This window comes from Roseococcus sp. SYP-B2431, assembly GCF_004336745.1.
GTDB lineage: Bacteria > Pseudomonadota > Alphaproteobacteria > Acetobacterales > Acetobacteraceae > Roseococcus.
In genome coordinates this window covers 100,621-125,588 of the sequence record NZ_SJXD01000025.1, presented here as the reverse complement: position 1 = coordinate 125,588, position 24,968 = coordinate 100,621, and the positions used below count along the sequence as shown (strand labels likewise).

At 69.4% G+C, this 24,968-nt stretch carries 27 protein-coding genes, 1 pseudogene and 1 riboswitch; of the genes and pseudogenes, 12 read left to right on the top strand and 16 right to left on the bottom strand.

The features are described from left to right. Nucleotides 1-2: 2 nt before the first annotated feature. The 4 genes from gcvT to EJV46_RS11885 form a co-directional block, all read right to left on the bottom strand. Nucleotides 3-1,088, bottom strand: a complete 1,086-nt coding sequence (gcvT, locus tag EJV46_RS11900) for a glycine cleavage system aminomethyltransferase GcvT (RefSeq protein WP_240782524.1) — start codon at nt 1,086-1,088, stop codon at nt 3-5. A 171-nt stretch (nt 1,089-1,259) separates the two neighbouring features. Continuing rightward, nucleotides 1,260-1,355: riboswitch (glycine riboswitch) on the bottom strand. A 71-nt stretch (nt 1,356-1,426) separates the two neighbouring features. Then, a complete protein-coding gene (locus EJV46_RS11895) occupies nt 1,427-1,909 on the bottom strand; it encodes a PaaI family thioesterase (protein WP_165585493.1) in 483 nt (160 codons plus the stop codon). Nucleotides 1,910-1,940: 31 nt separating this feature from the next. Next, nucleotides 1,941-2,492 carry a GrpB family protein gene (locus EJV46_RS11890; RefSeq protein ID WP_131548873.1) on the bottom strand — a complete coding sequence of 184 codons (552 nt, stop codon included), beginning with the start codon at nt 2,490-2,492 and terminating at the stop codon, nt 1,941-1,943. Between the two features lie 5 nt (nt 2,493-2,497). Then, a complete protein-coding gene (locus EJV46_RS11885) occupies nt 2,498-3,616 on the bottom strand; it encodes a P1 family peptidase (RefSeq protein WP_131548872.1) in 1,119 nt (372 codons plus the stop codon). A gap of 134 nt (nt 3,617-3,750) precedes the next feature. On the opposite strand from EJV46_RS11885, the gene EJV46_RS23535 reads away from it, so the two are divergent. Next, nucleotides 3,751-4,431 carry a TauD/TfdA family dioxygenase gene (locus EJV46_RS23535; RefSeq protein ID WP_131548871.1) on the top strand — a complete coding sequence of 227 codons (681 nt, stop codon included), beginning with the start codon at nt 3,751-3,753 and terminating at the stop codon, nt 4,429-4,431. Then, entirely contained in the window at nt 4,428-5,372 is a 945-nt protein-coding gene (locus EJV46_RS11875; RefSeq protein ID WP_131548870.1) for a hypothetical protein, read from the top strand. Before EJV46_RS23535 ends, EJV46_RS11875 begins: the two co-directional genes overlap by 4 nt. 44 nt (nt 5,373-5,416) lie before the next feature. Here the strand turns inward: EJV46_RS11875 and EJV46_RS11870 are convergent, their stop codons facing one another. Together EJV46_RS11870 and EJV46_RS11865 are read right to left on the bottom strand one after the other, a co-directional pair. Next, entirely contained in the window at nt 5,417-6,355 is a 939-nt protein-coding gene (locus tag EJV46_RS11870) for a 50S ribosomal protein L11 methyltransferase (protein ID WP_131548869.1), read from the bottom strand. Next, a complete protein-coding gene (locus tag EJV46_RS11865) occupies nt 6,352-8,565 on the bottom strand; it encodes an ATP-dependent helicase (protein ID WP_240782523.1) in 2,214 nt (737 codons plus the stop codon). The genes EJV46_RS11870 and EJV46_RS11865 overlap by 4 nt, the downstream gene beginning before the upstream one ends. A gap of 183 nt (nt 8,566-8,748) precedes the next feature. On the opposite strand from EJV46_RS11865, the gene EJV46_RS11860 reads away from it, so the two are divergent. Further along, on the top strand, nt 8,749-9,693 hold the full coding sequence (locus tag EJV46_RS11860) for a hypothetical protein (protein WP_131548867.1): 945 nt from the start codon (nt 8,749-8,751) through the stop codon (nt 9,691-9,693). Here the strand turns inward: EJV46_RS11860 and EJV46_RS11855 are convergent. The 3 genes and pseudogenes from EJV46_RS11855 to EJV46_RS11845 all read right to left on the bottom strand — a co-directional run. Then, a complete protein-coding gene (locus EJV46_RS11855; RefSeq protein ID WP_131548866.1) occupies nt 9,683-10,297 on the bottom strand; it encodes a hypothetical protein in 615 nt (204 codons plus the stop codon). The genes EJV46_RS11860 and EJV46_RS11855 overlap by 11 nt on opposite strands. After that, entirely contained in the window at nt 10,297-10,962 is a 666-nt protein-coding gene (locus tag EJV46_RS11850; RefSeq protein WP_131548865.1) for a YjbE family putative metal transport protein, read from the bottom strand. Before EJV46_RS11850 ends, EJV46_RS11855 begins: the two co-directional genes overlap by 1 nt. Before the next feature lie 294 nt (nt 10,963-11,256). Next, nucleotides 11,257-11,850 (bottom strand): annotated as a pseudogene (locus EJV46_RS11845) (TerC family protein); the annotation flags it as partial. 146 nt (nt 11,851-11,996) lie between these two features. Here EJV46_RS11845 and purB point away from each other — a divergent pair. Further along, entirely contained in the window at nt 11,997-13,334 is a 1,338-nt protein-coding gene (purB, locus tag EJV46_RS11840) for an adenylosuccinate lyase (RefSeq protein ID WP_131548864.1), read from the top strand. A 7-nt stretch (nt 13,335-13,341) separates the two neighbouring features. Here the strand turns inward: purB and EJV46_RS11835 are convergent, their stop codons facing one another. Both EJV46_RS11835 and EJV46_RS11830 read right to left on the bottom strand, forming a co-directional pair. Then, nucleotides 13,342-13,737, bottom strand: coding sequence for a hypothetical protein (locus tag EJV46_RS11835; protein ID WP_131548863.1), 396 nt, complete (start codon nt 13,735-13,737; stop codon nt 13,342-13,344). Next, nucleotides 13,734-14,399 carry a DUF433 domain-containing protein gene (locus EJV46_RS11830; protein ID WP_206020784.1) on the bottom strand — a complete coding sequence of 222 codons (666 nt, stop codon included), beginning with the start codon at nt 14,397-14,399 and terminating at the stop codon, nt 13,734-13,736. Before EJV46_RS11830 ends, EJV46_RS11835 begins: the two co-directional genes overlap by 4 nt. Nucleotides 14,400-14,515: 116 nt before the next feature. On the opposite strand from EJV46_RS11830, the gene EJV46_RS11825 reads away from it, so the two are divergent. Both EJV46_RS11825 and EJV46_RS11820 read left to right on the top strand, forming a co-directional pair. Beyond that, nucleotides 14,516-15,007 carry a YaiI/YqxD family protein gene (locus EJV46_RS11825; protein WP_131549335.1) on the top strand — a complete coding sequence of 164 codons (492 nt, stop codon included), beginning with the start codon at nt 14,516-14,518 and terminating at the stop codon, nt 15,005-15,007. A gap of 102 nt (nt 15,008-15,109) precedes the next feature. Further along, the gene (locus EJV46_RS11820; protein ID WP_131548861.1) at nt 15,110-16,081 is read left to right on the top strand and encodes a tripartite tricarboxylate transporter substrate binding protein; all 972 of its coding nucleotides are present in this window, start codon (nt 15,110-15,112) and stop codon (nt 16,079-16,081) included. Between the two features lie 38 nt (nt 16,082-16,119). Here the strand turns inward: EJV46_RS11820 and EJV46_RS11815 are convergent, their stop codons facing one another. Genes EJV46_RS11815 through EJV46_RS11800 form a run of 4 tightly spaced genes read right to left on the bottom strand, consistent with a single transcriptional unit; the run spans nt 16,120 to nt 17,615 of the window. Further along, nucleotides 16,120-16,482 carry a DUF2155 domain-containing protein gene (locus EJV46_RS11815; protein WP_131548860.1) on the bottom strand — a complete coding sequence of 121 codons (363 nt, stop codon included), beginning with the start codon at nt 16,480-16,482 and terminating at the stop codon, nt 16,120-16,122. Further along, the gene (locus EJV46_RS11810; protein ID WP_131548859.1) at nt 16,479-16,691 is read right to left on the bottom strand and encodes a hypothetical protein; all 213 of its coding nucleotides are present in this window, start codon (nt 16,689-16,691) and stop codon (nt 16,479-16,481) included. Before EJV46_RS11810 ends, EJV46_RS11815 begins: the two co-directional genes overlap by 4 nt. Next, nucleotides 16,688-17,209 carry an outer membrane lipid asymmetry maintenance protein MlaD gene (gene mlaD / locus EJV46_RS11805; RefSeq protein WP_131548858.1) on the bottom strand — a complete coding sequence of 174 codons (522 nt, stop codon included), beginning with the start codon at nt 17,207-17,209 and terminating at the stop codon, nt 16,688-16,690. Before mlaD ends, EJV46_RS11810 begins: the two co-directional genes overlap by 4 nt. 52 nt (nt 17,210-17,261) lie before the next feature. Continuing rightward, entirely contained in the window at nt 17,262-17,615 is a 354-nt protein-coding gene (locus EJV46_RS11800; protein ID WP_131548857.1) for an NADH-ubiquinone oxidoreductase subunit NDUFA12 family protein, read from the bottom strand. Nucleotides 17,616-17,752: 137 nt separating this feature from the next. On the opposite strand from EJV46_RS11800, the gene EJV46_RS11795 reads away from it, so the two are divergent. The 6 genes from EJV46_RS11795 to EJV46_RS11770 all read left to right on the top strand — a co-directional run bounded on the left by EJV46_RS11795 (nt 17,753) and on the right by EJV46_RS11770 (nt 24,435). Continuing rightward, nucleotides 17,753-19,252 (top strand): TSCPD domain-containing protein, encoded by a 1,500-nt coding sequence (locus EJV46_RS11795; RefSeq protein WP_131548856.1) that lies wholly within the window; start codon nt 17,753-17,755, stop codon nt 19,250-19,252. Between the two features lie 11 nt (nt 19,253-19,263). Further along, nucleotides 19,264-19,728 carry a RidA family protein gene (locus EJV46_RS11790; protein ID WP_131548855.1) on the top strand — a complete coding sequence of 155 codons (465 nt, stop codon included), beginning with the start codon at nt 19,264-19,266 and terminating at the stop codon, nt 19,726-19,728. A 99-nt stretch (nt 19,729-19,827) separates the two neighbouring features. Next, the gene (locus EJV46_RS11785) at nt 19,828-20,976 is read left to right on the top strand and encodes a GNAT family N-acetyltransferase (RefSeq protein WP_131548854.1); all 1,149 of its coding nucleotides are present in this window, start codon (nt 19,828-19,830) and stop codon (nt 20,974-20,976) included. A gap of 9 nt (nt 20,977-20,985) precedes the next feature. Further along, nucleotides 20,986-21,852 carry a DMT family transporter gene (locus EJV46_RS11780; RefSeq protein ID WP_131548853.1) on the top strand — a complete coding sequence of 289 codons (867 nt, stop codon included), beginning with the start codon at nt 20,986-20,988 and terminating at the stop codon, nt 21,850-21,852. Further along, nucleotides 21,849-23,792, top strand: coding sequence for a DNA/RNA helicase domain-containing protein (locus tag EJV46_RS11775; protein WP_240782522.1), 1,944 nt, complete (start codon nt 21,849-21,851; stop codon nt 23,790-23,792). Before EJV46_RS11780 ends, EJV46_RS11775 begins: the two co-directional genes overlap by 4 nt. A 187-nt stretch (nt 23,793-23,979) precedes the next feature. Then, complete coding sequence (locus EJV46_RS11770) at nt 23,980-24,435, top strand: hypothetical protein (RefSeq protein WP_131548852.1); 456 nt, start codon at nt 23,980-23,982, stop codon at nt 24,433-24,435. Between the two features lies 1 nt (nt 24,436). On the opposite strand, the gene EJV46_RS11765 is transcribed toward EJV46_RS11770, so the two are convergent. Beyond that, entirely contained in the window at nt 24,437-24,958 is a 522-nt protein-coding gene (locus EJV46_RS11765) for a GNAT family N-acetyltransferase (RefSeq protein WP_131548851.1), read from the bottom strand. Between the last annotated feature and the right edge of the window lie 10 nt (nt 24,959-24,968).

The window sequence follows — 24,968 nt, the reverse complement described above, 5'->3', positions numbered from 1 at the left end:
CCTCAGCGGGCGTAACGATGGGGGTGGAAAGGCATGGGCGAGACCTTGGCCGGCAGAGCCTTGCCCCGGACCATGAGGTCGATCGCGGCATCATCGGCGGCGGCGTCGCGCGCCACGTAGCCCATGGCCACGGGCGCGCCGACCGAGGGGCCGAAGCCGCCCGAGGTGATCTCGCCGATCGCGGCGCCGTCCTTCTGGATGACGGTATGGCCGCGGGCGGGCTGGCGCCCCTCGGGCCGGATGCCGACGCGCAGGCGCTTCACGCCATTGTCGAGATGGTCGCGCACCACATCGGCGCCGACGAAATTCCACTCCGTGCGGCGGCGCTTGCCCATGGACCAGGTGAGCGCGGCCTCGACCGGGCTCGTCGTCTCGTCCAGGTCATTGCCATAGAGGCAGAGGCCGGCTTCGAGGCGCAGGCTGTCGCGCGCACCGAGGCCGGTGGGCATGACGCCCGGCATGGCGAGCAGCGCGCGCGCCAGCGCCTCGGCCTTGTCAGCCGGCACGGAGATTTCGAGGCCGTCCTCGCCCGTATAGCCGCTGCGGCTGGCGAGGACCTTGATGCCGGCGATCTCGATCTCGCCGATCCCCATGAAGGTCAGGTTGGTCGGGATCAGGGCGGCGACGGCGGGGCCCTGGATGGCGATCAGCGCGCGGTCGGGCAGCGGCTTCAGCGTGACGCCGGAGGGCAGCACGCTCTCGATCAATGGAAGATCGATATGCTTGCGGCTGGCATTGACCACCAGGAACAGCCGGTCGCCGAGATTGGCGACCATGAAGTCGTCCACGATGCCGCCGGCCTCGTTCAGCAGCAGGCCGTAGCGCTGGCGGCCGGGCTTGAGCGCCTGGACATCGGCGGGGGTGAGCTTTTCGAGGGCCGCCGCAGCGCCTTCACCGATCAGCTCGGCCTGGCCCATGTGGCTCACGTCGAAGAGGCCGGCCTGGGCGCGGCAATGCAGGTGCTCGGCCATGATGCCGGCGGGGTACTGCACGGGCATGGAATAGCCCGCGAAGGGGACCATGCGGCCGCCCAGCTCCTTGTGCAGGGATGCCAGAGGTGTTTCGAGCAGAACTTCGGAGTCGGTCACGCATCCCCCTGCCGCATCGCGCGGCGGTTGAGTTTGTGACCCCCCTCTGTCCATGGAACCTGAGAGATTCAGAGGATTTGCTGCGCGGCCCGTTCGGGACGGGACGCAAGCGCGGCCTCCTTACTCCGTCGGCGCCGGGCCCCTTGCGGGGTCCGATCTTTCCAGAGCGCCCAATCCCACGCGGCCCTTTTGCCTGAGCGTTTCCGGGGGCCGGTTGCGCCTTCGGCGACCCGATCCGAGGACCGGGTTCTCTCCCGCGCGGGATGCACAGGCAGGGCCTACATGCCCGCGCCGTTGCGCCGATGCAAGGGACTTCGGGCCTGATTCGCGGGCTCGCGCTACAGCTTCACGATCATCAGCGTGGAAGACGCATAGGCATAGAGCGTCTTCCCGCCATCGCCCGTCAGCCGCGCCTCGGAGATCGCGATGCGGCCGCCGCGATGCACCACCTTGCCCTCGCAGGTCACCAGGCCGCTCTTCACCGTCAGGGCGCGGGCGTAGTTCACCTTGAGCTCCAGCGTCGTATGGCCATAGCCCGGCTCCATCGTGGTCCGCACCGAGTTCCACAGCGCCGCGTCCAGGATCGTCGCCGCGTAGCCGCCATGGGCCATCCCGATGCTGTTATAGTGCTGCTCGCCGACCTCGCCTTCCATCACCGCGAGGCCCGGCTCGGCCCGCGCCAGGCGGATGCCCATCAGCGCGAACATCGGCGTGCGCTTCGCACCATCGGCGATCTGCGCGTGCATCCCCTCAACCGCCGGCAGGCCCGCATGCGGCGAGGGCCCCTCTTCCCAGGTGACGGTGTGGCTGCGTGGCGGCATCGGCATCGGTCCTTGTTGATCCGACCGATGCTTAGGGCGCGGCCGGAGGATCGCCAACGCCCGCCGCGCTTCCCCGCGCCTGGGCCAGCACCGCCGCGACATGGGCGGCCTTCGCCTCGGTATAGGCCTCGCGGTCCTCGCGGTGCCGCACGGCCAGCTCGCGCTTGAGGGCCGCGTAGCGCGCGACCTCTTCCGGATCCGCGCGAAGGATGTCGCGGAAGAGGAGCAGGTCCCACATCTCGGCTGAGGGCTCGATCATATGGACGTGATGCGTGCGGCGCGGCGCGCGCGGCGGCAGGCCCTTCACGAAGAAGAGCCGGTGGCGGCGGGGGTTCTCGGCCCAGAAGGCGTAGCCCAGCGCCTCCAGCGGGCCCACGGCCGTTTCCCTGGCCTCCTCGACGGAGGACACCGCGACCAGGATGTCGATCACCGGCTTGGCGAGAAGGCCGGGCACCGCCGTGCTGCCGAAATGCTCCATCCGCAGCACGAGCCCCTCAGGCAGCGCCGCCCGCAGCCGGTCCGCCTCGGCCTCGTAGAGGGCGGCCCAGGCGGGGTCGTGGGAGACGAGCTCGACCTCATCCATGGGCGTCAGTCTCGATTCAGCCTGTGGTGCCGGACGATGCGCTCCACCTCGGAGGCCGGGATGGCTTCCAGGCGGCGGCCCTCATGCCCGGTGATGGTCACGGCCTGGAGCATGGCGTTGTAGACCGCCTCCTCCACCGCCTCCACGACGGCGTGGAACAGCGGCGACATCAGGCCGTTGGGCAGCGCCTGGACCGTGGCGACGCCCGCGCGCCGCGCCGGGGTGCGGCGCACCGCCTCGGCCGTCGAGAAGGCGATGGCGTAGTCGCCCGAGCCGTTCGACATGGACGATCCGGTGCGCCCGATGCCCAGGAAGGCGCGGCGCGCCAGCCTTTCAAGGCTGCGGTCGGAGAGCGGCGCGTCGGTCGCCAGCACGATCATCATGGAGCCGTCGCCGCCGCGGTCGTCCAGCTGGTCGCGCAGGTAGTATTGCCCCAGCGCCTGGCCGACCGGCGCGCCGGCGACGGTCAGCACGCCGCCGTAATTCGTCTGCACCAGCGCGCCGAGCGTGTAGCCGCCGAGCCCGGCGGGCAGCACGCGCGAGCTGGTGCCGATGCCGCCTTTCCAGCCGAAGGCCTGGGTGCCCGTGCCGGCGCCGACGCAGCCCTCGGCGACGCGGCCGCCGGCGCAGGCGGCAAGGGCGTCGAGCACATGCTGCTTGGTGACGTGGCGGCCGCGGATGTCGTTGACGACGCCGTCATTGGTCTCGCCGACCACGGCATTGACGGAGAGGACGCGCTCATTGCCCGGCTGGGCCAGGGTCCATTCCACGAGGCCGGCGATGCCCTCGGCGACGGAGAGGGTGTTGGTCAGGACGATCGGGGTCTCGATCTCGCCGAGTTCGAGGATCTGGGTGGAGCCGGCGAATTTGCCGTAGCCATTGCCGGAGGAGAAGCCGGCGGGGGTCTTGTCCTGGAAGGCGTTTCCGGGGTGCGGGCGAATGGCGGTGACGCCGGTGCGGATGGACTCGCCCTCGATGAGGGTGACATGGCCGACCGTGACGCCGGGGACGTCGGTGATGGCGTTGAGGGGGCCGGGCGGGAGGATGCCGGGGGCGATTTTGAGATCGCGGGCGCGGAGTCCGGCTGTGGCGGAAGCGTGATCGACGGGTGGGTGTTGGGCCATCGGTGATCCGCTGACTGTTAGGAAAATGGCAATCGAGAGTGCTCAGCGGAGATGGCCGCACGAATTCAATCGGACGTCCAGCCGAGCCGCTTTGTCTTTGAATGAAAGACGGCAGATGACTAGATTTGTCTCATATGGGATGGAGACTGAATCTGCTGACCGAAAAGCATAAAGCGAAATTAGTCGCTTCTGGCTGGCATGCTTACCACTCCGGTCTCTCAGAGACGGAGACCTTGGCGACTGAAGTTGCGTCGATTGCACTGACCCTGGGTGAGATCGTCCCGGGGCGTGACGGTCACCCCGTGGAGCAAATCGTTCCGCAAGAAGTGGCTTCAGCATATCCTGGATCACTCAGCAGCCGATTCGGTCTTGAGACTCTCCCTCTTCACACCGATACGGCCCACTGGCCTATTCCTTGTCGTTACCTCGTTATGGCTTGTGCCGAACCCGGCCCAAATCCGACGCCGACAATCTTACTGGACAGCCGAGCGGTGCAAATCACAGCGAGTGAAGCCAAGTTTTGTATGTCTGCCGTTTTTCTAATCCGGAACGGACAGCGCTCATTTTATGGGTCCATCATGGAACGCAATAGGCCATTCATTCGATTTGACCCGGGTTGTATGAAGGCTGTCACGGATGATCGTGTGACGGAGGTAGATTTGTTTAGCCTTCGTCGAAACGAAAGGGTGATTTATCGGCACGAATGGACGCGGGGAGACATCTTGGTGATTGATAACTGGCGAGTGCTGCACGGCCGGGGCGTCGATAGTCCAACCGAGCGCGGTCGAAAGCTGCTGAGGGCCATGGTCCGATGACTGGCGAGGCAGCGCCGACGTCAATCAGCAAGGAAGGTCTGCTCGGGAAATCGAGGGTTTATGTCCAACGTGCATTCCGCGCCAAACAGGCTGGTGACCTCGACGAGTATCAACTCTGGTTATCATTGGCGCTAGAATTGCTTGGAAAAGCGGCGCTCGCAAACATTCATTCAAGCCTCGTGGTGGATCCCAATCATTACGAATCTCTTTTTGCAGCGTCGGGTAGAATTATCAGTTCAGACATAAAGACCATAGGAGCTGGAACGCTCTACAAGCGACTCAGCCATCTCTCGAAATATTTCGACAAGAGCGTCAAAGATTTCTGCGACGCAATTTCTCTCCGTCGCAATGCCGAGCTACATTCGGGTGAACTCCCGTTCCACCAAATGAAACTTGATGCCTGGGAAGGACGATTTTGGCATGCGGCACAAATCATACTTTCCACACTAGATTCTAGTCTCGAAGAATGGCTTGGTGCCGACAGGGCGAAAGCACCGAAGCAATTGCTAGCGGAAGCTAAGGTAGCACTGAAAGAGGCCGCCAAACTTAGGGTGGAGCAAGCCAGGGAGCATTTCTTAGTTCGGCCGAAAAAAGATAGGGATAGCGCCCTCGCGCAGTCCAATACAAAGCACTCTTACCACTTTCCAGGACTATTTGTCCTGATGTCCGATCACGAATGGGCTGCAATCTGTCCGGCATGCACTGGCCGGGCCTTTTTTGCTGGAATCATTTTCGGAGAAGAGGTGCTTGACCCTCCTCCTGGAGAAGAAAGATGGGAGGAACACGTTGAAAAAAACTATGGCGCGGAAGAATTCCGCTGCCCCACTTGCGATTTACATCTCAACAGCCGTGAAGAGATCGAAGCTGTCGGCCTCGATCCGGACCACGTCGAAGTAGAAGTGCGAGAGCGAGAGTTTGAGCCAGACTATGGAAATTGCTAAATGCCGCATGAAAATGGACCAACCAACGAGCGATTCTGTCCCGACTAAAATGGATATACCCCTCTCGTTAGAGGGGCCGCGCCCTGGCAAAGGATCCCACTCGCCTTTCTCAAAACCAGCGTGCACCACGGCTTCAAATCAATCCGCCGCTCCAGCACCAACCCCGCGCGCCGATGCGCCGCCAGCACCATCCTAGCCTGCGTCCCCAGCAACCCCGCCAGGATCGCCCGCCCGCCCGGCGCCAGATGCGCCCCCAGATCCCCCGCCATCGCACACAACGGCCGCGCCAGGATATTCGCGAAGATCAGGTCAAACGGCGCGCCCTTCGTGATCGCCGCATGCCGGTACCCATCCGCCAGGATCACCCGCATCCGCCGCCGCAGCCGGTTCATCACGACATTCTCTTCCGCGACCCGCACCGACCACGGCTCGATATCCGTCGCCAGCGCCCTCGCGCTGGGAAACATCTTGCTCGCCCCCATCGCCAGGATGCCGCTGCCCGAGCCCACGTCCAGCACATTGCGCGGCGCGCGCGCGAGCCCCTCCAGCGCCATCAGGCACCCCTGGGTCGAGGCATGCTCGCCCGAGCCGAAGGCCAGCCCCGCATCCAGCACCAGCGGTATGCGCCCGTAGACGACGCCCTGCGGCACATGCGTCGGCCGGATCAGGAAGCGCTGGCCGATCGCCTGTTCCGGGAAGGCCTCGATAGTCCGTGCGAGCCAGCCCTCGGCCTCCGTCGGCGCGCGCTCCAGCACGGCCTCGTGGCCCGAGAGTCCGGCGGCCAGCGCGAGCGCGGCGCGGAGGCAGTCCTGGTCGGCCAGCGCCTCGCGCACCGCCTCGATGCGCCAGGTGTCCGTCGCCTCGTCGCGGAACAGCGCGACGGTCGCGCTCACCGCCAGCAGCGCGGCCTCGTAGGAGGGGACCGCCGCCTCCGGCAGCTGGTCGAGCACCAGGGTCTCCAGCGCGGCGGGGTGTCTCTTCATGCGGGCTCCACAAAGCGGTCGAGCACGCGCTTGGCGCCGGCCCGTTCGAATTCCACGTCCAGCCGGTCGTCATCCACGCCGGTGACGCGGCCATAGCCGAACTTCTGGTGGAAGACCCGCGCGCCCACCGCGAAGGCCTTCTCGCGCTCCGGCCGCTGGTCCACCTCCCAGGCGCCGGCCTCGATCACGCGCGGGCGCCGCGCGCTCGACAGCGCGCCGGCGGAGAAGACCGAGGAATGCAGGACCGGCCGCTGCCGCTCCGCGCCTTCGCGCTGGATCTCGGACTCCGGCAGTTCGTCCAGGAAGCGCGACGGGATGGAGCTCGTCCAGTTGCCGTAGATGCGCCGGTTCGCCGCGTGGCTGATGATGCACATCTTCCGCGCCCGCGTGATGCCGACATAGGCGAGCCGCCGCTCCTCCTCCAGGCTCTTCTGCCCGCCCTCGTCGAGGCTGCGCTGGCTGGGGAAGAGCCCCTCCTCCCAGCCAGGCAGGAAGACCATGTCGAATTCCAGCCCCTTGGCCGCGTGCAGCGTCATGAGGCTCACCTTCTCGCCCTCGGCCGCGTCGTCCGCGTCCATCACCAGCGCGATATGCTCCAGGAAGGCGCCGAGCGTGGCGAACTCGGCCATGGCGCGCAGCAGCTCCTTGAGGTTGTCGAGCCGGCCCGGCGCCTCGATGCTGCGGTCGGCCTTCCACATCTCGACATAGCCGCTCTCCTCCAGCACCTGCGCGGCGACGACGACATGGCCCTCCTTCTCCAGCCCGGCGTTCCAGCGGGCGAGGCCTTCCAGCAGCTCGCGCAGCGCGGCGCGCGGGCGGGGGCGGAGGGCGTCGCCCTCGATCAGCCGCTCGGCGGCGAAGCGGAGCGGAACCTGCTGCTCGCGCGCGAGGCGGTGCAGCGCCGCCATCGCCGTGTCGCCCAGCCCGCGCTTGGGCGTGTTCACGATGCGCTCGAAGGCCAGGTCGTCCGCCGGCTGAGAGAGGGCGCGGAAATAGGCGATGGCGTCGCGGATCTCAAGCCGCTCGTAGAACTTGGCGCCGCCATAGACGCGATAGGGAATGGCGAGCGTGATCAGCCGCTCCTCGAAGGCGCGGGTCTGGAAGCCGGCGCGGACCAGGATGGCGATCTCGCCGGGGTGCTGCCCCTCGCGCCGCGCCTCCTCGATGCGCCCGCCCACCATGCGGGCCTCCTCCTCGCTGTCCCAGAGCGAGACCACGCGCACCTTCTCGCCCGAGGCATCCTTGCGGCCGGAGCGCAGGGTCTTGCCCAGCCGCCCCTCGTTGCGCGCGATGAGGCCGGAGGCGGCGGACAGGATGGGCTGGGTGGAGCGGTAGTTGCTCTCCAGCCGCACGATGACGGCGCCCGGAAAATCGCGCTCGAAGCGCAGGATGTTCTCGATCTCGGCGCCGCGCCAGGAATAGATCGACTGGTCGTCGTCGCCCACGCAGCAGATGTTCTTGTGCCCCTGCGCCAGCAGCCGCAGCCAGAGGTACTGCACGAGATTCGTGTCCTGGTACTCGTCCACCAGGATGTAGCGGAACAGCCGGTGGTAGCGCTCCAGCACATCGGCGTTGGTCCGCAGGATCTCGGTGACGTGCAGCAGCAGGTCGCCGAAGTCGCAGGCGTTCAGCGCGATCAGCCGCGCCTGATAGGCGGCGTAGAGCTTCTCCGCGCGATTGTTCGCATAGTCCGAAGTCTCCGCGACGGGGATGCGGTCCGGCGTGAGCCCGCGATCCTTCCAGCGCTGGATGATCCCCATGAGCCCATTGGGCGGCCAGCGCTTGAGGTCGATGCCCTCGGCGTCCATCACCTGCTTCAGCAGCCGGGTCTGGTCGTCCGTGTCGAGGATGGTGAAGGAGGAGGTCAGCCCCACCAGCTCCGCATGGCGGCGCAGCATGCGCGCCGCGAGCGCATGGAAGGTGCCGAGCCACAGCCCCTCGACGGGCCGGTCCAGGATGGCGCCCACCCGCTCGCGCATCTCGCGCGCGGCCTTGTTGGTGAAGGTGACGGAGAGCACCTGGTGCGGCGCCGCGCGGCCCGTCACCAGCAGATGCGCGAAGCGCGTGGTCAGCACGCGGGTCTTGCCCGTGCCGGCGCCGGCGAGGACCAGCAGCGGGCCGTCCAGCGTCTCCACGGCCGCGCGCTGCTCAGGGTTCAGGCGCGCGAGATAGTCGCTGGGAGACGAAGGGGGGGCGGATGGGGCGGACACCCGCCAGTCTATAGAACATCGCAGGACCGCAACCAACCGCGGCGCCTGTGGGCCATTCGCGATAACCGGGGATAGGTCGCGCAAACCCTTGATTCGGGACGATCGGGTCCACGCCGTCTGGCCGCGACCGCGTTTGCCCTGTAGCCCTGTCCCACCGCAGCCGGGTGGCATGGCTTGGAGCTGATGCGTCGCTTTCTGGAATGGTCGGCCTTTCGCGGCGCCGCGCTGCTGGCGGGCGCGATCTTCCTGGGGCTTTTCGTCCCCCCGCTGGCCGCCGCGGCGCGCGGGGCCATCACGCCCGTCGTCTTCCTGCTGATGGTGCTGGTGCTGCTGCGGGTCGATCCCGCGCAGGTCCTCGCCTATCTGCGCCGGCCCGTGCTGGTGGCGGCGCTGCTGGCCTGGCTCCTGGTCCTCAGCCCGCTGATCCTATGGGCCTTCCTCGGGGCGCTGGGCGTCACGCATCCCTTCGCGGCCGGCCTCGTGATCGTGGCGACGGGCTGCGCGGCCACCTCCTCGCCCGCCTTCGCGCGGCTGGTCGGGCTGGACGGCGAGATCGCCTTCGTCGTCGCCATGCTCTCGACGCTGCTCCTGCCCTTCACCGCGCCGCCCCTGGCGCTCGGTCTGCTGGGCATCGACCTCGCCATCTCGATCCCGGGGCTGATGCTGCGGCTGGCGCTGCTGGTCGGCCTTCCGCTGCTCATCTCGATGGTCCTGCGCCGCTGGATGGGCCCCGCGATGCTCAACCGATGGGGCCGCGCGGTGGACGGCGCCGTGGTGCTGCTGGTGGTGCTCTACGGCTTCGGGGTGATGGACGGCGTGCTCGCGCAGCTCCTCGCCGCGCCCGCCCTGGTGCTGACCGGCATTCTCGTCGCCTTCGCGGGTGCCCTGGCGATGAACGCCATGACGGCCCTGGCCTTCGCGGGCTTCGGCCGGCGGGTGGCGCTCTCGGCCGGGCTGATGGCGGGCAACCGCAACATGGCGCTCTACCTGGCCGTGATCCCCGCCACGGCCGACCCGCACATCATCCTGACCTTCGTGCTCTTCCAGTTCCCGCTTTTCCTCAGCCCCTTCCTGCTGAAGCCGGTCTATGGGCGGATCAGGCCCCCCACGGAGCGGATCAGGGACTAACCACCCTCAGCGCCGCCACGATGTCGCGCAGGAAGGCGCGCGGATCGGCGAGCGGCGGGTCGCGCCGCGGCATGGAAGCCCGCACCCGCAGCAGCTGCCCCCCGGCCGCGCCCACGCAGATCATGCTCTGCACCGGCTGCCGGCCGTAGGTACCCTCCAGCTCCGCGCAACGGAACAGGGGATTGTCCTCCGGGTGGTTCACCTCGCGGATGACGGTCAGCCGCCGGTGCGGGCCGGCGCCCCGCGCCGCCTCGCCGATGGAGCGCTGGTACTCGCCCTGCACGGCGGCGGATTGGATCCCGTCCGGCAGCGCGGCGGCGTCGCCGGGCGGCCGCAGCACCTGCACGAAGCCGGCGGCGGTGCGGCCCGACGTGGCATAGGCCACCTCGACGCCGGGATGCGGCTGCCGCAGCGGCACGGTCGCGCCCTTCTGGAAGCTGGCCGCCTGGGCAGGCAGCCGCTGCGCCAGAAGCTCGGGCGCGGAGGCGGTCGGAATCGGCGCCGGCGGCAGCGACACCGCCGGCGGGGAGCCGTCCATCGCGCAGGCGCCGAGGGCAAGAACCCCAAAGGCGAGGGCGGCGAGCGGAACGCTGGCTCTCCGCATCAATTCATCCGGATCGCTGTTGCGGACGACATCATCGGCTCCACCTCCATCGTGGCGGCGTGCGCGCTCATCCAGTGCTGCACGTCGTGGTAGATCATCTCCACGCCGATATAGACGATCAGCGCGACGCCGATATAGGCGATGACCGGAAACTTCTCGAGCAGCTTGGCGATCAGCGAGGCGGCGATGCCCATCAGCAGGATGGAGATCACCAGGCCGATGATGAGCATCTCCATGTTGCCCTTGGCCGCGCCGGCCACCGCCAGCACGTTGTCCAGGCTCATGGAGAGGTCCGCGATCACGATCTGCCGCAGGGCCACCATCATGGTCTTGGGCGCATTGTCGACATGGCCGTCCGCCTCGTCCTTGTCCTTCTCACGCAGCTCCTTGAAGAAGGTGTAGGCGATCCAGAGCAGCACCAGGCCGCCGACGAGCATGATCCCCGGAATGGCCAGCAGCCAGACGGCGCCGAGGCTTAGGATGATGCGCAGGACGACCGCGAGCACCATCCCGAAGAGGATGGCCTTGCCGCGCTGCGCGGCGGGCAGCCCGGCCGCGGCCAGGGCGATCAGCACGGCGTTGTCGCCGGACAAAATGAGGTTGACGCCGAGGATTTCCGACAGCGTCACCCAGTTCCAGCTCGCGGCAAAAGAGGCGAGTTCCATATTGCTAAGCTTCCCCCAGAATGGAGCGGCGGAAGCTAAGCTCCACCGCCCCGCCCTGTCTTTGCGGGGAAGTAATGTTCCGGAGAGTTAATGCTCTCCGTTGGTCCTGCGGGGGACGTCGTTGCGCCGGACCGCGCGCAGGGTCGCGTCGGCCATGAGCGTCACGAGGATCGTCAGGACAAGGATCTGAACCAGGGTCGCGCCGGCCCAGAGCCAAGCCGGGAAGACGCCCGGCAAGGCGAGGAAGCCCAGCGGCAGCAACAGGAAGCCATAGGCCTCCGGCACCACCGCCGTGACCTCGTTAGTCCCGGAATAGATCATGTCGCCGGCGACGTAGAGGATGATGATGAGGCCGACCCAGGCGATCCAGCGGTGCTTGTTCAGCAGGTTGGCGATCAGCGTCGCCGCCACGCCCATCAGCACCACCGAGATGGCGAGGCCGACGATCAGCACATAGGGATGGTCCTTCGCCGCGCCGGCAACCGCCAGCACGTTGTCGAGGCTCATGGAGATGTCCGCCACCAGGATCTGCGTGATGGCCTGGCGCATCGTCTTGCGCGGGGTGCCATCGGCGTTCAGGGCGCCGGCCTCGTCGTCGACCTGAGCGTGATCGCCGCCGTCACGCAGCTCGCGGTACATCTTCCAGCAGACCCAGAGCAGCAGAACGCCACCGGCCAGGGTGATGCCCACGATGGACAGCAGCTGCACCGTGATGCTGGCAAAGCCGATGCGCATGATTGTCGCGGCGACGATGCCCCAGAAGATGGCCTTGCGCCGCTGTTCGGCCGGGAGGCCGGCGGCGGCCATACCGACCACGATCGCATTGTCGCCCGCCAGGACAATGTCGATCATCAAAACCTGGAGGAGGGGGACGACCCATTCCGGCATCAGTGTTTTCCTTCGCACTCATATGTCATGAACGGGGTGACCCCCCAACATTGCACGTCTGACAGAAACAGGGCGCGCGGCCAAGCCCGCTTGCCCGGCGACGCGCGACGCGCGACATGACGCGCCGAGTTCCGAAAGAGGCTGCGATGGTCCCCCGCTACACCCGCCCCGCCATGGCCGAGATCTGGTCCCCCGAATCGCGCTACCGTATCTGGTTCGAGATCGAGGCCCTGGCCGCCGAGAAAATGGCGGAGCTCGGCACGATCCCGGCCGCCGCGGCCGCCGCGATCCGCGCCGGAGGCGGCCCGAAGGTGGCCGCCATGGGCGCCGCCGACGTCGCCCGGATCGACGAGATCGAAAGCGTCACCCGGCATGACGTCATCGCCTTCCTCACCTGGCTCGGCGAGGGCATCGGCGAGGATGCGCGCTACATGCACCAGGGCCTCACGAGCAGCGACGTGCTGGACACCTGCCTCGCCGTCCAGATGAGTCGCGCGGCGGATCTGCTCATCGCGGATGTCGAGGCCGTGATGGCCGCGCTGAAGACGCGCGCCATCGAGCACAAGTTCACGCCCACGATCGGTCGCAGCCACGGCATTCATGCGGAACCCACCACCTTCGGCCTGAAGCTCGCCAACCATTATGCCGAATTCGCGCGCAACAAGCAGCGTTTGATCGCGGCCCGGGCCGAAGTCGCCACCTGCGCCCTCTCCGGCCCCATCGGCACCTTCGCCTCGGTGGACCCGCGGGTGGAGGAGCATGTGGCCGGGAAGCTCGGCCTCGCGGTGGAGCCGGTCTCCACCCAGGTCATCCCGCGCGACCGCCACGCCGCCTTCTTCGCCACGCTGGCCGTGGTCGCCGGGGCTGTGGAGCGGCTCTCCACCGAGGTCCGCCACCTGCAGCGCAGCGAGGTCCGCGAGGCGGAGGAGTTCTTCCACAAGGGCCAGAAGGGCAGCTCCGCGATGCCCCACAAGCGCAATCCGGTACTGAGCGAGAACCTGACCGGCCTCGCCCGCCTGGTGCGCGGCTATGCCCTGCCGGCGCTGGAGAACATCACCCTCTGGCACGAGCGCGACATCAGCCATTCCAGCGTCGAGCGCGTCATCGGCCCGGACGCCACCATCGCGCTGGACTTCGCGCTCATGCGCCTCGCCGGGATGATGGAGAAGCTGACCGTCTATCCCGAGCGCATGGACGAGAACCTGGAAGGCCTGGGCGGCGTCGTCCATTCCCAGAAGGTGCTGCTCGCGCTGACCCAGGCCGGCATGTCGCGCGAGGGCGCCTATGCGGCGGTCCAGCAGGCGGCCATGGCCACCTGGCTGAAGCTCGGCAAGCCCGACGCGCAGCGCTTCCGCGAGAACCTGCTGTCCCAGCCCGACGTCGCCGCGGTGATGGACGGCGCCTCGCTGGATGCGGCGATGGACCCGCAGCGCGACTTCCGGCACGTCGAGACGATCTTCGCGCGGGTCTTCGGCGCGGGCTGAGCGCCGCTCACCTGATCTGGCGGGGCCTCGTGCTGGTCATTGGCATCTCGAACATGGCCCCGCCCGCAACGGTATTCGCCAGGATTTCAATGCTCGGCCACAGAGCGAGGATCCGCTCGGCCTGCTTTGCGACGGGAGCCCTGCAAAGAGCGGGCGCCAGAAACATGCCAATAAGGCGGGAATTCCGGAACGCTGCCTGCTCCGCTCTGTTCCGCGTGATGCGCCGGTCACCCGAGATGACGACCCAGCGGCCATCCCGGCTGAGTTCGGTGATCCATTCGACGTCGGAGACATTCGCAGGGAATTTTTCCCGGAGAGCGCGGGCTTCGTGCTCGGGCTGAAACAGTTCGTTCATGGCGCGTGCCAGCGCGGGAGGAAGATTATGGTCGAAGAAGACCCTCACGCCGCCCTGAGAAGCTTCTCGTAGGCGACCGCATCGCGCACGACGTCCGCCGGCACCTCGAACAGGCGGCCGACGCGCTCCACCGACCCTTCCGCTGCGACGGCATCTGCCAGCGCGACGGTGGGCACGCCATGACCTGCGGCTATAGGCTGCCCGAAGGCCCGCTCCGGATCGATGACAATACTCAAGCGGCCCTTATAGGGCCGCCAGCGTTTCACCGTGTCGTCCTCGATGTCGAGGTCCTTGAACGTCTGCTCGATGACCTTCTTGATGACGTATTGCCTCCGCCGGAGGTCCAGAACCTTTTCATGCTCCGTGCCGGTCGCGGATTCGAGGAAGATGGTCCGACCATCGGTACGGAAGCGGTTCGTCGAGAAGGGGCGCTCCTCTTGCAGGCATTCGCGCGCATAGGCGATGCATCGCCGGATGGTCTGGAGCGCCAGACCGCCCGTCAAAAAAGCATCCACGAAGCGCAGTTCGATCAGGTCGCGAAACCCAATTTCTATATGGTCATCGGCAGGAGGCAACTGAGGGCGCCACAGCGGCGGCATCTCGGTCTGCGTCTCGCCGTGACGAAAGCGATATCCCCCCAGCCACCGATTGATGTTCTTCGCCGGAATCTTCAGGAGGCGCGCAGCATCGGGCACCGTGTAGAAGCCCAAGCCCAACAAAGAGCCTTGTTCCAAAGCGTGCGCGTGCATCGTCACATGTCCGAGTCTAGGTGGGCGCACCCGTTTTGGCTACGCAGATCGCTCAACGCCGATTGAAGGATCCCGCCCTGACCGAGCTCTATATCGACGCCGATGCCTGCCCGGTCCGCGACGAGGCCTACACGGTCGCGCTGCGGCTGGGCGTGGCGGTGCATATCGTCTCCAACGGCGCGCGCGGCCTGCGGATCCCGGAGCACCCGCTGCTGCACCGCGTGATCGTGACCGAGGGCGCCGACGTCGCCGATGACTGGATCGTCGAGCGCGTCACCGCCCGCGACGTCTGCGTGACCCAGGACATCCCGCTGGCCGCGCGCTGCCTGGAGAAGGGCGCGGCGGCGCTCAACTCCAAGGGCCGCCCCTGGACCACCGACAATATCGGCGGTGCGCTGGCCGGCCGGGCCGTGGCGGAGCACCTGCGCTCGACCGGCGACCGCACGGGCGGGCCGGCCGCGATGACCCAGGCCGACCGCTCGCGCTTCCTCTCGACGCTGGACACCATGCTGCAGGCGGCCCAGCGCGGGCCGGCGCCGAAGATGCGGATTCCCCCCGGGGGCTTCTGAGTCTTCCCCGCCCGCGATCCGTCCGGACATATTCCCTCCGCCCGTGTTAGGGTTCCCCAAAGGGCCGGCTGACACGGCCCCGGATCGAGGGGGAATCATCTGATGCGGGCAAGGCTCTGGCTGGGCTGTCTCCTGGCGTTCTGCGGCAGTGCCGCCCTGGCGCAGGACTATCCGACGCGAACCGTCACCATGATCGTGCCCTCGGCGCCGGGCGGGACGCTCGACGCGCTGGGGCGGCTGATGGCCCAGGCGATGGGCCCGGAGCTGGGCCGCAGCGTGGTGATCGAGAACGTCACCGGCGCGGGCAGCCTGGTCGGCATGCAGCGCCTCGTCCGCTCCGATCCGGAAGGCCACGTCATCGGCTTCGGCAATGTCGGATCCATGGCCGCCAATGTCGCGACCACCCGGGACCTCGGCTTCGATCCCCGGACGGATCTGACGCCGATCAGCATCGTCGCCAACGTCCCCATGGTGCTCGCGGCCAGCCCCCGCTCCGGCATCCGCGACCTCGCCACCCTGCTCTCGCGAATCCGCGAGCGCGGCGAGGGCGTCACCTTCGGCACGCCGGGCGCCGGCACAACCGGCCATCTCGCCCCGGCCTATCTGTTCACGCTCGTCGGCGCCAAGGCCATGCTGGTGCCCTATCGCGGCGCCGGCCCGGCGATGAGCGACCTCGCGGCCGGCACGGTGGATGTCGTGATCGACCAGACCGTCACCATGATCCCGGCGCATCTGGGCCGCACCGCCGTGGCGCTCGCCGTCACCGGCAGCGCCCGCGCGGCGCAGCTGCCCGACGTGCCGACCTTCGCGGAGGCCGGCGTGCCCGGCTTCGACATGGTGATCTGGAACGCCATCGCCGGGCCGAAGGGGATGCCGCCCACGGTGGTGCAGCGCCTCCAGCTCGCGATCGAGGCGGCGCTGACGAGCCCTGCCGTCGCCTCGCGCTTCGCCGATCTGGCGGCCACGATGCCCCCGCCGGCGCAGCGCGGGCCCGAGGCGATGCAGCGGCAGATCGCCGCGGATGTGGATCGCTGGGTTCAGGTGGTGCGCAGCTCGGGGATGGCGCTGCAATAGGACAGGCCGGCCCGACCCCCGCTGCCGCCGCCTGCCGCCTACCTGCAGGCGAGGATCCGCAGGTCGTAGACGGGGTGCTCGAACATGTTCACCGCCGGCGCATCGGCGAACATCCAGCCGCGGAAGGCCGGGCCGGAGCCCGGCGCGCTGCGCTCGTCGCTGATCTCCATGAAGGCCGCGGCATCGGGCACCTCGTCGGCCGGGCGGGCGTGGCAGGCCCGGACCAGGATCGTCAGCGTGCCGAAGCGCGCGGGCTCGCCCACGGTGGCGCGCAAGGTCAGGACGCGCGCATTCACCTTGTCGAGCGCCTGAATCTCGGCGAAGCGGCGCGGGACCCATTCCTGGGCGCTCGCAAGGCTGGGGAAGGCCAGCAGCATGGCCAGCAGAGCCGCGCGGATCATCGGCGCTTCGGGCTCGGCAGGCCGGCGACCATTTCCGCCAGGATGCGCCGCATCGCGGCCTCGTCCACGCCCATCAGGATCGCATCCTCGAAGGCGTCGCGCAGCACCTGCTCGGCCTCGGCGTGGTTCTCCGCCAGCACCTTGACCTTTTCCCGGCACGAGACCGGCGCGCCGTCGGCGCCGGGCCAGACCGTGGGCGCGGCGCTCATCGCGTGGCCGGGGCCGTGGCGGGAGCGGGGGCCGGGCGCTCGCCATTGGCGCCGCCATTCGCCGAGTTCATCTGCGTCACCGAGAAGATGAAGCGGCCAAGCAGGCTCTCCAGGCTCACCGAGCCCTGGGTCTCGGTGATCCGGCCGCCGTCGCGCAGCATGCGGTCGCCGCCGCCGGGCACGATGGAGATATACTTGCCGCCCAACAGCCCCTCGGAGGTCACCTCGGCGGAGCTGTCGCTCGGCAGTTCGATGTCGGCGCGGACGCGCAGCGCCACCACGGCCTGGAAGGTCCGCGGATCGATGCGCAGGTCGGTGACGGAGCCCACCTTCACGCCGCCGATGCGCACGTCAGCACCCTCGTTCAGCCCGTCGATGCGGTCGAACTGCGCGGTCAGCGCGATGCCGCTGATCTGCGGCGTGCGGCCGCCATGCATGACCGCATAGACCAGGAAGATCGCGGCCGCGGCCAGGACGACGGCGCCCGTGGCGATTTCCGCGATGCTGCGGCCCTTCATGCGTAAAAGATCCTCATGAGCCCATCCCTGTCGGCGCGGGAGAGATGGCGCTTCAGCCGCCGGGCGTCCAGGCCTCGTAGTCGCCCCCGGTCACGCGGCGCTGGCCGCCGGCGTAATCGTGGCCCTTCGGGCGCCACGCCATCGGCGTGCCGGAGAGGTTGGGCTGGTGCGGCTTCTGCCAGGGATATTTCGGGCCATCCAGCGGCGCGTCGGTGGTGTGATGCAGCCAGGCGTGCCACTCGGGCGGCACGATGGAGCTGTCCGACCCCTGGGCCAGCGACACCGTGCGGCGCGTGCGGCCATAGACCGGATCCGGCCGGCGGCTCTCGTAATAGGTGTTGCCGACGGCGTCGCGGCCGACCTTGCGGGCGGTGAGCTTCGTGGCGAGGAGCTGCAGGTAGGACATGCCCCAGCATCGCACGAAACAGCCTCGCGGCAAAGCCGGAGCCTCCGCGAGTTTTCCACAAGATGTTGTGGCAGATTCGACCTATGGCCACATCATGCGGCTTCACCTGGAGGAGCCGCCTCGTTAGGCTCACGGGCATGGCACGTCTCGACGGAACCTTGTGGGAAGGGGTGGCGCTCCGGCGCACCCGCATCGGCGCGGACCCCGACGCGCCGCCTCGCGCCCTGGCGCTGCCCGCAAGCTGGGAGGACGAGGCGGCCGCGGCGCTGGCCGCGCTCGTTCCGGGCGCCGGGCCGACCACGCTGCCGCGCGCGGCCGAGGCCTGGATCGCGCGCGCGCTGACCCGCGGCGAGAAGGCCGGGGTGATCGCGCCCGGCGAGGCGCCGCAGCTGGCCGAAGGCTGGCGCGCCCTCCTGCTCACCCGCCGCGGCCTTCCGGGCGCCGAGGTCTGGCGCGGCGACAGCAAGGCCGAGCCGCGCTTCGTGCTGAACCTGCCCGCCTTCCTCGAGCCCGAGGGCGGCTTCGACCTGGACGGCTATGCGGAGGCCTGCGCGCTCGGCGTCATGTTCCTGGACGCGATCACGGGCGGCAAGGCCACGCGGCTGCGGCTGGGCTTCGCCGATCTCGCGGGGCTGCTGGCCACGCTGAACCTCGCCTATGACAGCACGGAAGGCCGCCAGGTCGCCGCCGGCATCGCCGCGCTGACCCGCGGCGCCGCCGAGTCGCAGAGCGGCCGCCTTGCCGCCCGCCTGGGCGCGCGCGAGCCCATCGCGCTGATCTGGCCGGCCCCGCCCGCCTCGACGCCCCTGCCCGGCCTGGCCGCCGCGGCTCGCGCCGCGCTGGACGCGGCCGCGGCCTCGCCCGGGCTGCGCCATGCGGCGCTGGTCGCCCTCGCGCCCGCCGATGCGGCCGAGGCCCTGCTGGGCGCCGAGACGGCCGGCCTCGCCCCCGCCCCCGGCGCCACGCGCGCCGTCGAGACGGAGGGCGGCATCGTGGACGTGCCGACGCGCGCCGCCATGCGCGCGCCGCAGGCCCGCGTGGCCGCGCTGCTGGGCCCGGTCGGCGAGCGCGCCCGCGGCGCCATGCTGGCCGCCGTCACGCCCTTCCTCCATGCGGCGCCCCCCGCCCCGGTCGCGCTGCCGGCCCCGCCCCGCCCCGCCCCCGCGCCCCGGCCGGCCCTCCGCCGCCATTCCGGCCAGACGCTGCATGTCACGGTCGGCGGCCACAAGGTCGCGCTGCGGACCTCCGAGGAGAACGGCGCCCTCCGGGAGATCGCCTTCAGCCTCTCGAAGGAGGGCGCGGCCTATCGCAGCCTCATGGACGCCTTCGCGCAGTCGGTCTCGGCGGGGCTCGCGCGCGGCGTGCCGCTCGCCGACTATGTAGATGCCTTCGCCTATACGCGCTTCGGCCCGGCCGGGCTGGTCGAGGGCGACCCCGACATCCCCCGCGCCACCTCGGTGCTGGACTGGGCCTTCCGGCGGCTGGCCATCGACCATCTGGGCGGCGCGCTGCCGCAGCCCGAGGCCGAGGACGTGGCGCCGGACAGCGTGGCCCGCGCCGCCGAGCAGTCGCCCCTGCTGCCGCTCGACCTGCCGGCCGGCCCGCCGCGGGCCCGCAACCTGCGCATCGTCGCCTGAAGGAATTCCAGATGTCCAAGATCGAAGCCCGCCTCGCCGAGCTGGGCCTGACGCTGCCCGAGGCCACCGCGCCCATCGCGAACTACGTGCCCTTCACCGTTTCGGGAAAGATCGTCTACGTCTCCGGCCAGGTGCCCCGGAAGGACGGCAAGATCTTCCCGACCGGCCGGGTCGGCGAGCAGGTCTCGGTCGAGGAGGCGAAGACGGCCGCGCGGGACTGCATGCTGTCCATCATCGCCCATGCCAGGACGGCCGCGGGCGGCGACCTGGACAAGGTCGCGCGCGTGCTGCGCGTCACCGGCTACGTGCATTCCGCGTCGAGCTTCGGCGACCAGCCGAGCGTGATCAACGGCGCCTCCGATCTCGCGGTCGAGCTGTTCGGCGAGGCCGGGCGGCATGCGCGCAGCGCCGTGGGCGTGGCCTCGCTGCCGGCCGGCGCTGCGGTCGAGGTCGAGGCGATCCTCGAGCTGGCCTGACCCGCCGCCCAGGCGCCGAAGGAGGCGTCGGGTGGCAGGCCCGGCCGAATGCCGTCCGCCCGACTGCTTTTTCCGCCGATCGGGCCCATAATCCGGGCGATGGACTCCCTCCCCGAGCTCACCCTCTCGCTGCACAGGTCCATCGCCGCGATCCCCGCGGCGGATTGGGACGCCTGCGCGGGGGACAACCCCTTCGTCTCCCACGCCTTTCTCTCCGCGCTGGAAGAGAGCGGCAGCGTCTCGGCCGAGACCGGCTGGCTGCCGCAGCACGCGGCGCTGCGGGATGCCGGCGGGCAGCTCGTGGCCTGCGCGCCCTGCTATGCGAAGTCGCATTCCCAGGGCGAATACGTCTTCGACCATGGCTGGGCGAACGCCTTCGAGCGCGCGGGCGGGAACTACTATCCCAAGCTCCAGGTGGCGGTGCCCTTCAGCCCGGTGCCGGGGCCGCGGCTGCTGCGGCGGCCGGGCATCCCGGTCGCCGCGCTGGCGCAGGGGCTGGCCCAGGCGATGCGGGCCATCGACTGCTCCTCGGTCCACGTCGCCTTCTGTACCGAGGAGGAATGGCAAGCGCTGGGTGAGGCCGGATGGCTGCAGCGCCTCGGCCTGCAGTTCCACTGGCACAATCAGGGCTACAAGGATTTCGACGCCTTCCTCGGCGCCCTCAGCAGCCGCAAGCGCAAGGCCCTGCGCAAGGAGCGGAGATCGGTCGAGGAGTCCGGCCTGACGCTCCGGACGCTGCGCGGCGCCGAGATCACGCCGGCGCATTGGAAGGCCTTTTATCGCTTCTACCGCAATACAGTGGATGGTCGCTGGGGCGGCGCCTATCTCACGAAGGGCTTCTTCCCGCTGATGGGCGAGAAGCTCGGCGACCGGGTGGTGCTGATGTGGGCGGAGCGCGACGGGCAACCCGTCGCCGGCGCGCTGAACCTGCTGGGCGAGGACGCGCTCTACGGCCGCAACTGGGGCTGCGACGAGGAGGTGCCCTTCCTGCATTTCGAGCTCTGCTACCTGCGCGCCATCGACTTCGCGATCGAGCATGGCGTCCCCCGCGTGGAGGCCGGCGCGCAGGGCGAGCACAAGATCCAGCGCGGCTACCTCCCCTCGCCCACCTATTCGGCGCATCTCATCGCGCATCGCGGCCTCTCGCGCGCCGTCGCGGATTTCCTGGAGGCCGAGCGGCCCGCGATCCGCGAGCGCATGGAGGAACTCGCGACCCTTTCGCCCTACCGGCGCGACGGCGAGGCCTGACGGCATCCCATGCGCCTCGCCTATGCGCAGCTGGCGCTCTCGATGATCCTCGTGGGCGCGAATGTCGGGGTCGGCAAGCTGCTGGCCGCGACGCTGCCGATCGCGCTCATCCTCTTCCTGCGCTGTGTGATGGCGATCATCGTGCTCTGGCCGCTTGCCCTTTGGCTGGAGGGGCCCGCGCGGCTCCCGCGTCAGGTGCTGGGTAACCTGGCCCTTCAGGCTTTGTTCGGAACCGCGCTCTACAATGCCGCGCTGCTGGCTGGGCTGCGGCTGACCTCGGCGCTGGAGGGCGGGATGGTGCTGGCGACCCTGCCGGCGGTGGTGGCGATCGGCAGCTTCTGCTGGCTGCGGGAGCGGCTCTCCGGCCGGCAATGGATCGCGGCCGCCCTGGCGGGGTTCGGGATGGCGGCGATCACGCTGGCGCGGGTGGAGGGCGGCGGGCATGGCTCGGCGCTGGGCAACCTGCTCATCCTCCTCGGGGTCTGCGGCGAGGCGGTCTATGTGCTGCTGGCCAAGCGCATCGCGGCGACAATGCCGGTGATGACTGCCTCGCTCTGGATGCAGATCTTTTCCGCGCTGGTCCTGCTGCCCTTTGCGACGCCGGATTTCGGTGCGGCTGCGGCATTGGCCGATCCCGCGCTGCTGTCGCTGCTGCTCTTCCACGCGCTGTCGGCAAGCGTGATCGCCCTGATGCTCTGGTACTATGGGCTGAGGCGCGTGCCGGCCGGCACCGCGGGGGTGTTCACCGCCTTCCTGCCGGCGAGCGCCGCGGTCACGGCGGTCCTGTTCCTCGGCGAAAGCTTCGGCGCCATCCACGTCGCCGGCTTCGCGCTGATGATGACGAGCGTGATCCTCGCGACCTGGCCTCGCCGGTGAGAGCCTGGCTCCAGCTCACGGTCCCGGAGTTCCTTGCCCTCTCCGCGGAGGATGTGGCAGCGCGGCTCGCCTATGCCCAGGCCGGCCGCCACGCCACGCTGGAGCTGGCGCAGCGCAACGCCTGGGTCGCGATGGCGGTGGGGCTGCGCGGGGCGCTCGCCATGCCGGAGGCGGCGGACTGGACGCTGCTGCTGGAATACGACCTGCTGCGGCTGGAAAAGCGCATCGACGCGGTCCTGCTGACCGATCGCGCGGTTATCGTGCTGGAATGGAAGGACCGCGCGGCGCGCTTCGCCTCGGCCGACCGGCGGCAGGTCGAGGACTACGCGCTTGATCTGCACGATTTCCACGCCGGCTGCCGCGCGCATCCGGTGGTGCCGGTCCTGGTGGCAGCGGTGGCGCCGGACACCCGCTTCGCGCCGCCGCTGATCTGGCAGGGCGTGCCGCCACCTCTGGCCGTGAATGCCCGGCAGCTCGGCGGGCGGCTGCTGGAGATCCTGCGGTCCATCGGCGCCCCGCCGCAGCCGATGCGGGCCGAGGCGTGGCTCGCCGCGCCCTATCGCCCGGTGCCGGGCGTGCTCGAAGCCGCGGCCATGCTCTTCGACCGGCATCGCAGCGCCGCGATGGTCGAGGCGCGCGCCGACGCCGCCAACCTCACGCGCACCACCGATGCGGTGCTGCGCGCCATCGGCGAGGCGCGTGCGAAGGACGAGCGCGTGGTGATCTTCGTCACCGGCATTCCCGGAGCCGGCAAGACGCTGTGCGGCCTCAACATCGTCTTCGGCGCGCTGCGCGAATCCGGCGCGGCCTTCCTGACGGGCAACGCGCCGCTCGTCGCCGTCCTGCGCGAGGATCTGCGCCGGCGCAGCGGCGGAAGGACCGACCAGGCCCGCACCGCGCTGCAGAACGTGCACCGCTTCCTCGAGCATCATGTGCTTCGGCCCGAGGAGGTCCCCGAGGCGCGCATCATCGTCTTCGACGAGGCCCAGCGCGCCTGGGACCAGACCCAGGCCACGCGCGACACCCAGCGGCGCGTGAGCCGCCTCACCCGCAGCGAGCCCGCGCATATGCTGGACATCCTGGCGCGGCACGAGGGCTGGTGCGCGCTGGTGGCGCTGATCGGCCAGGGCCAGGAGATCAACACGGGCGAGGCCGGGCTGGCCGAATGGGCGCGCGTCATCGCCGAACGGCCGGAATGGCGGGCGCTGGCAGCGCCCGGGCACATTTCCGGCGATCGGCTGGCGCTGGATGACGCGCTGGACCTGACGGTGCCGATGCGCTCAGTGCGGCACGGCCACGGCGCGCGTTGGGTGGATGCCATGCTGCGCGGCGAGGCGGCGGAAGCGGCGGAGATCGCGCGGGACGGCCTTCCCTTCCAGGTCACACGCGACCTGGAAGCGATGCGGACCGCCCTTCGCGGCTATGCGCGCGGCCAGCGACGAGCCGGGCTGGTCGCCTCCTCCGGCGCGAAGCGGCTGCGCGCGGAAGGCCTCGGCACCCAGCTGCCGGAGGTCGAAAACTGGTTCCTCGATCGCTGGCCCGACATCCGCGCCTCCGACGCGCTGGAGACGACCGCGACCGAATATGACTGCCAGGGCCTGGAACTGGATGTCGTGGGCCTCTGCTGGGGCGGCGACCTGCTGCGCGGGCCGCGCGGCTGGCTGGTCCAGCGCTTCGGCGGCACGCGGTGGAGGACGGTCCACAGGCCGGAGACGCGCGGCTTCTTCCTCAACAAGTATCGCGTGCTGCTGACCCGCGCGCGCTACGAGACGGTGATCTGGGTGCCCCGCGGCAGCGACCCGGCCGAGCCCTTCCACGACGCCACCCGGCCGCGCGCGGCCTTCGACGCCGTCGCCGATTATCTGCAGCGCTGCGGCGCCGGCGAGCTTCCGCACGGAGCGGCGGCAGCGCCCGCCGAGCCCCTTCCCGACCATGCATAGGACATCCGCCGCGGTAACCCTTCGTTAACCGCTGGTGGCGCATTCAGGCCGGGCCGCAAAAGGGCGGCACCTATGGAGGCAATCCGGCCTCCGGGCGAAGCGGGAAGAGCCCATGTCCCATCACCCCCGGCCGCGGGCCGCCGCGCGCTCCCTGGAAGACACCCCTACGGCAGGCCTTCCAGAGCTGGTGCAACGGACCTGCCAGGCGCTCCAGGCCATGGTCGCGAGCCTGGGCGCGCTGGATAGCGTGCTTCTCCGTCTCCAGCGGATGGACCCTTCGCCCGATGGGCCGACGGAGCTTCTGTCCGGCACGCGCGCGACCGTGTCGCGCGTCATCGCGCTGCTGCGGCGCGAAGGGCCGCCTCTGCTGTTCCGCGCGCAGGCGCTCCGGCTTCGCCTGCGGCCGCAGGGCTACGCCTCCGCAAGTCCGGCGGCCGCCGCGATCCGCATGCTGCACGCGGATCTCGACGCGCTGGCGGCCTTCCGGACGGAGGACGCGCCGCATTGGGGCTTCATCATCCGGCGCCTCCGGAGCAACACGATGCTCCTGCTCGCCGAATTCGACCGTCACCGCGGCGGCATGGGGCCGCAGCCCGCGCCCCCGTCCCTGGGAGCGCCCGCGCCCCTCGCGGTCGCGGGCTGAATCAGGCAGCCAGGCTCTCGAAGACGAGCATGCGATGGCCACGGTTCTCGAACTCGTCGCATTCGCGCATGCCGATATCGGTCAGCACGGCGCGCGAGGCATGGTTGGTCTCGCGCGCCACGCCGATGATGCGCGGCAAACCGCCGGCATGGCCGAAATCCAGCCCCGCCCGCGCCGCCTCGCGGGCATAGCCCTGGCCCCGGCAGGCCGGCCAGAGCGCGAAGCGCACCGCGACGCCACGCCCATCCGGCCGCTCCATAAGCCCGGCGATGCCGAGAAACTCACCCGATTCGCGGAGGAAGACGCTCCAGGTGCCATAGCCGCGCACCTGCCAGAAGGCGATGTCGTCCTCCAGCTCCTCACGCACCCGCTCGGGCGAGCGGGCGCCGTGCAGCATGTAGCCGAAGACCGACTCGTCGGTCTTCAGGCGCACCAGGTCCGGCAGCTGCTCCAGGCCAGGCGGCAGCAGGGACAGCCGCTCGGTCGTGATGATCCGCGGAGAGCTCAGCAGGCTGGGGTGCATGGGCGCATCT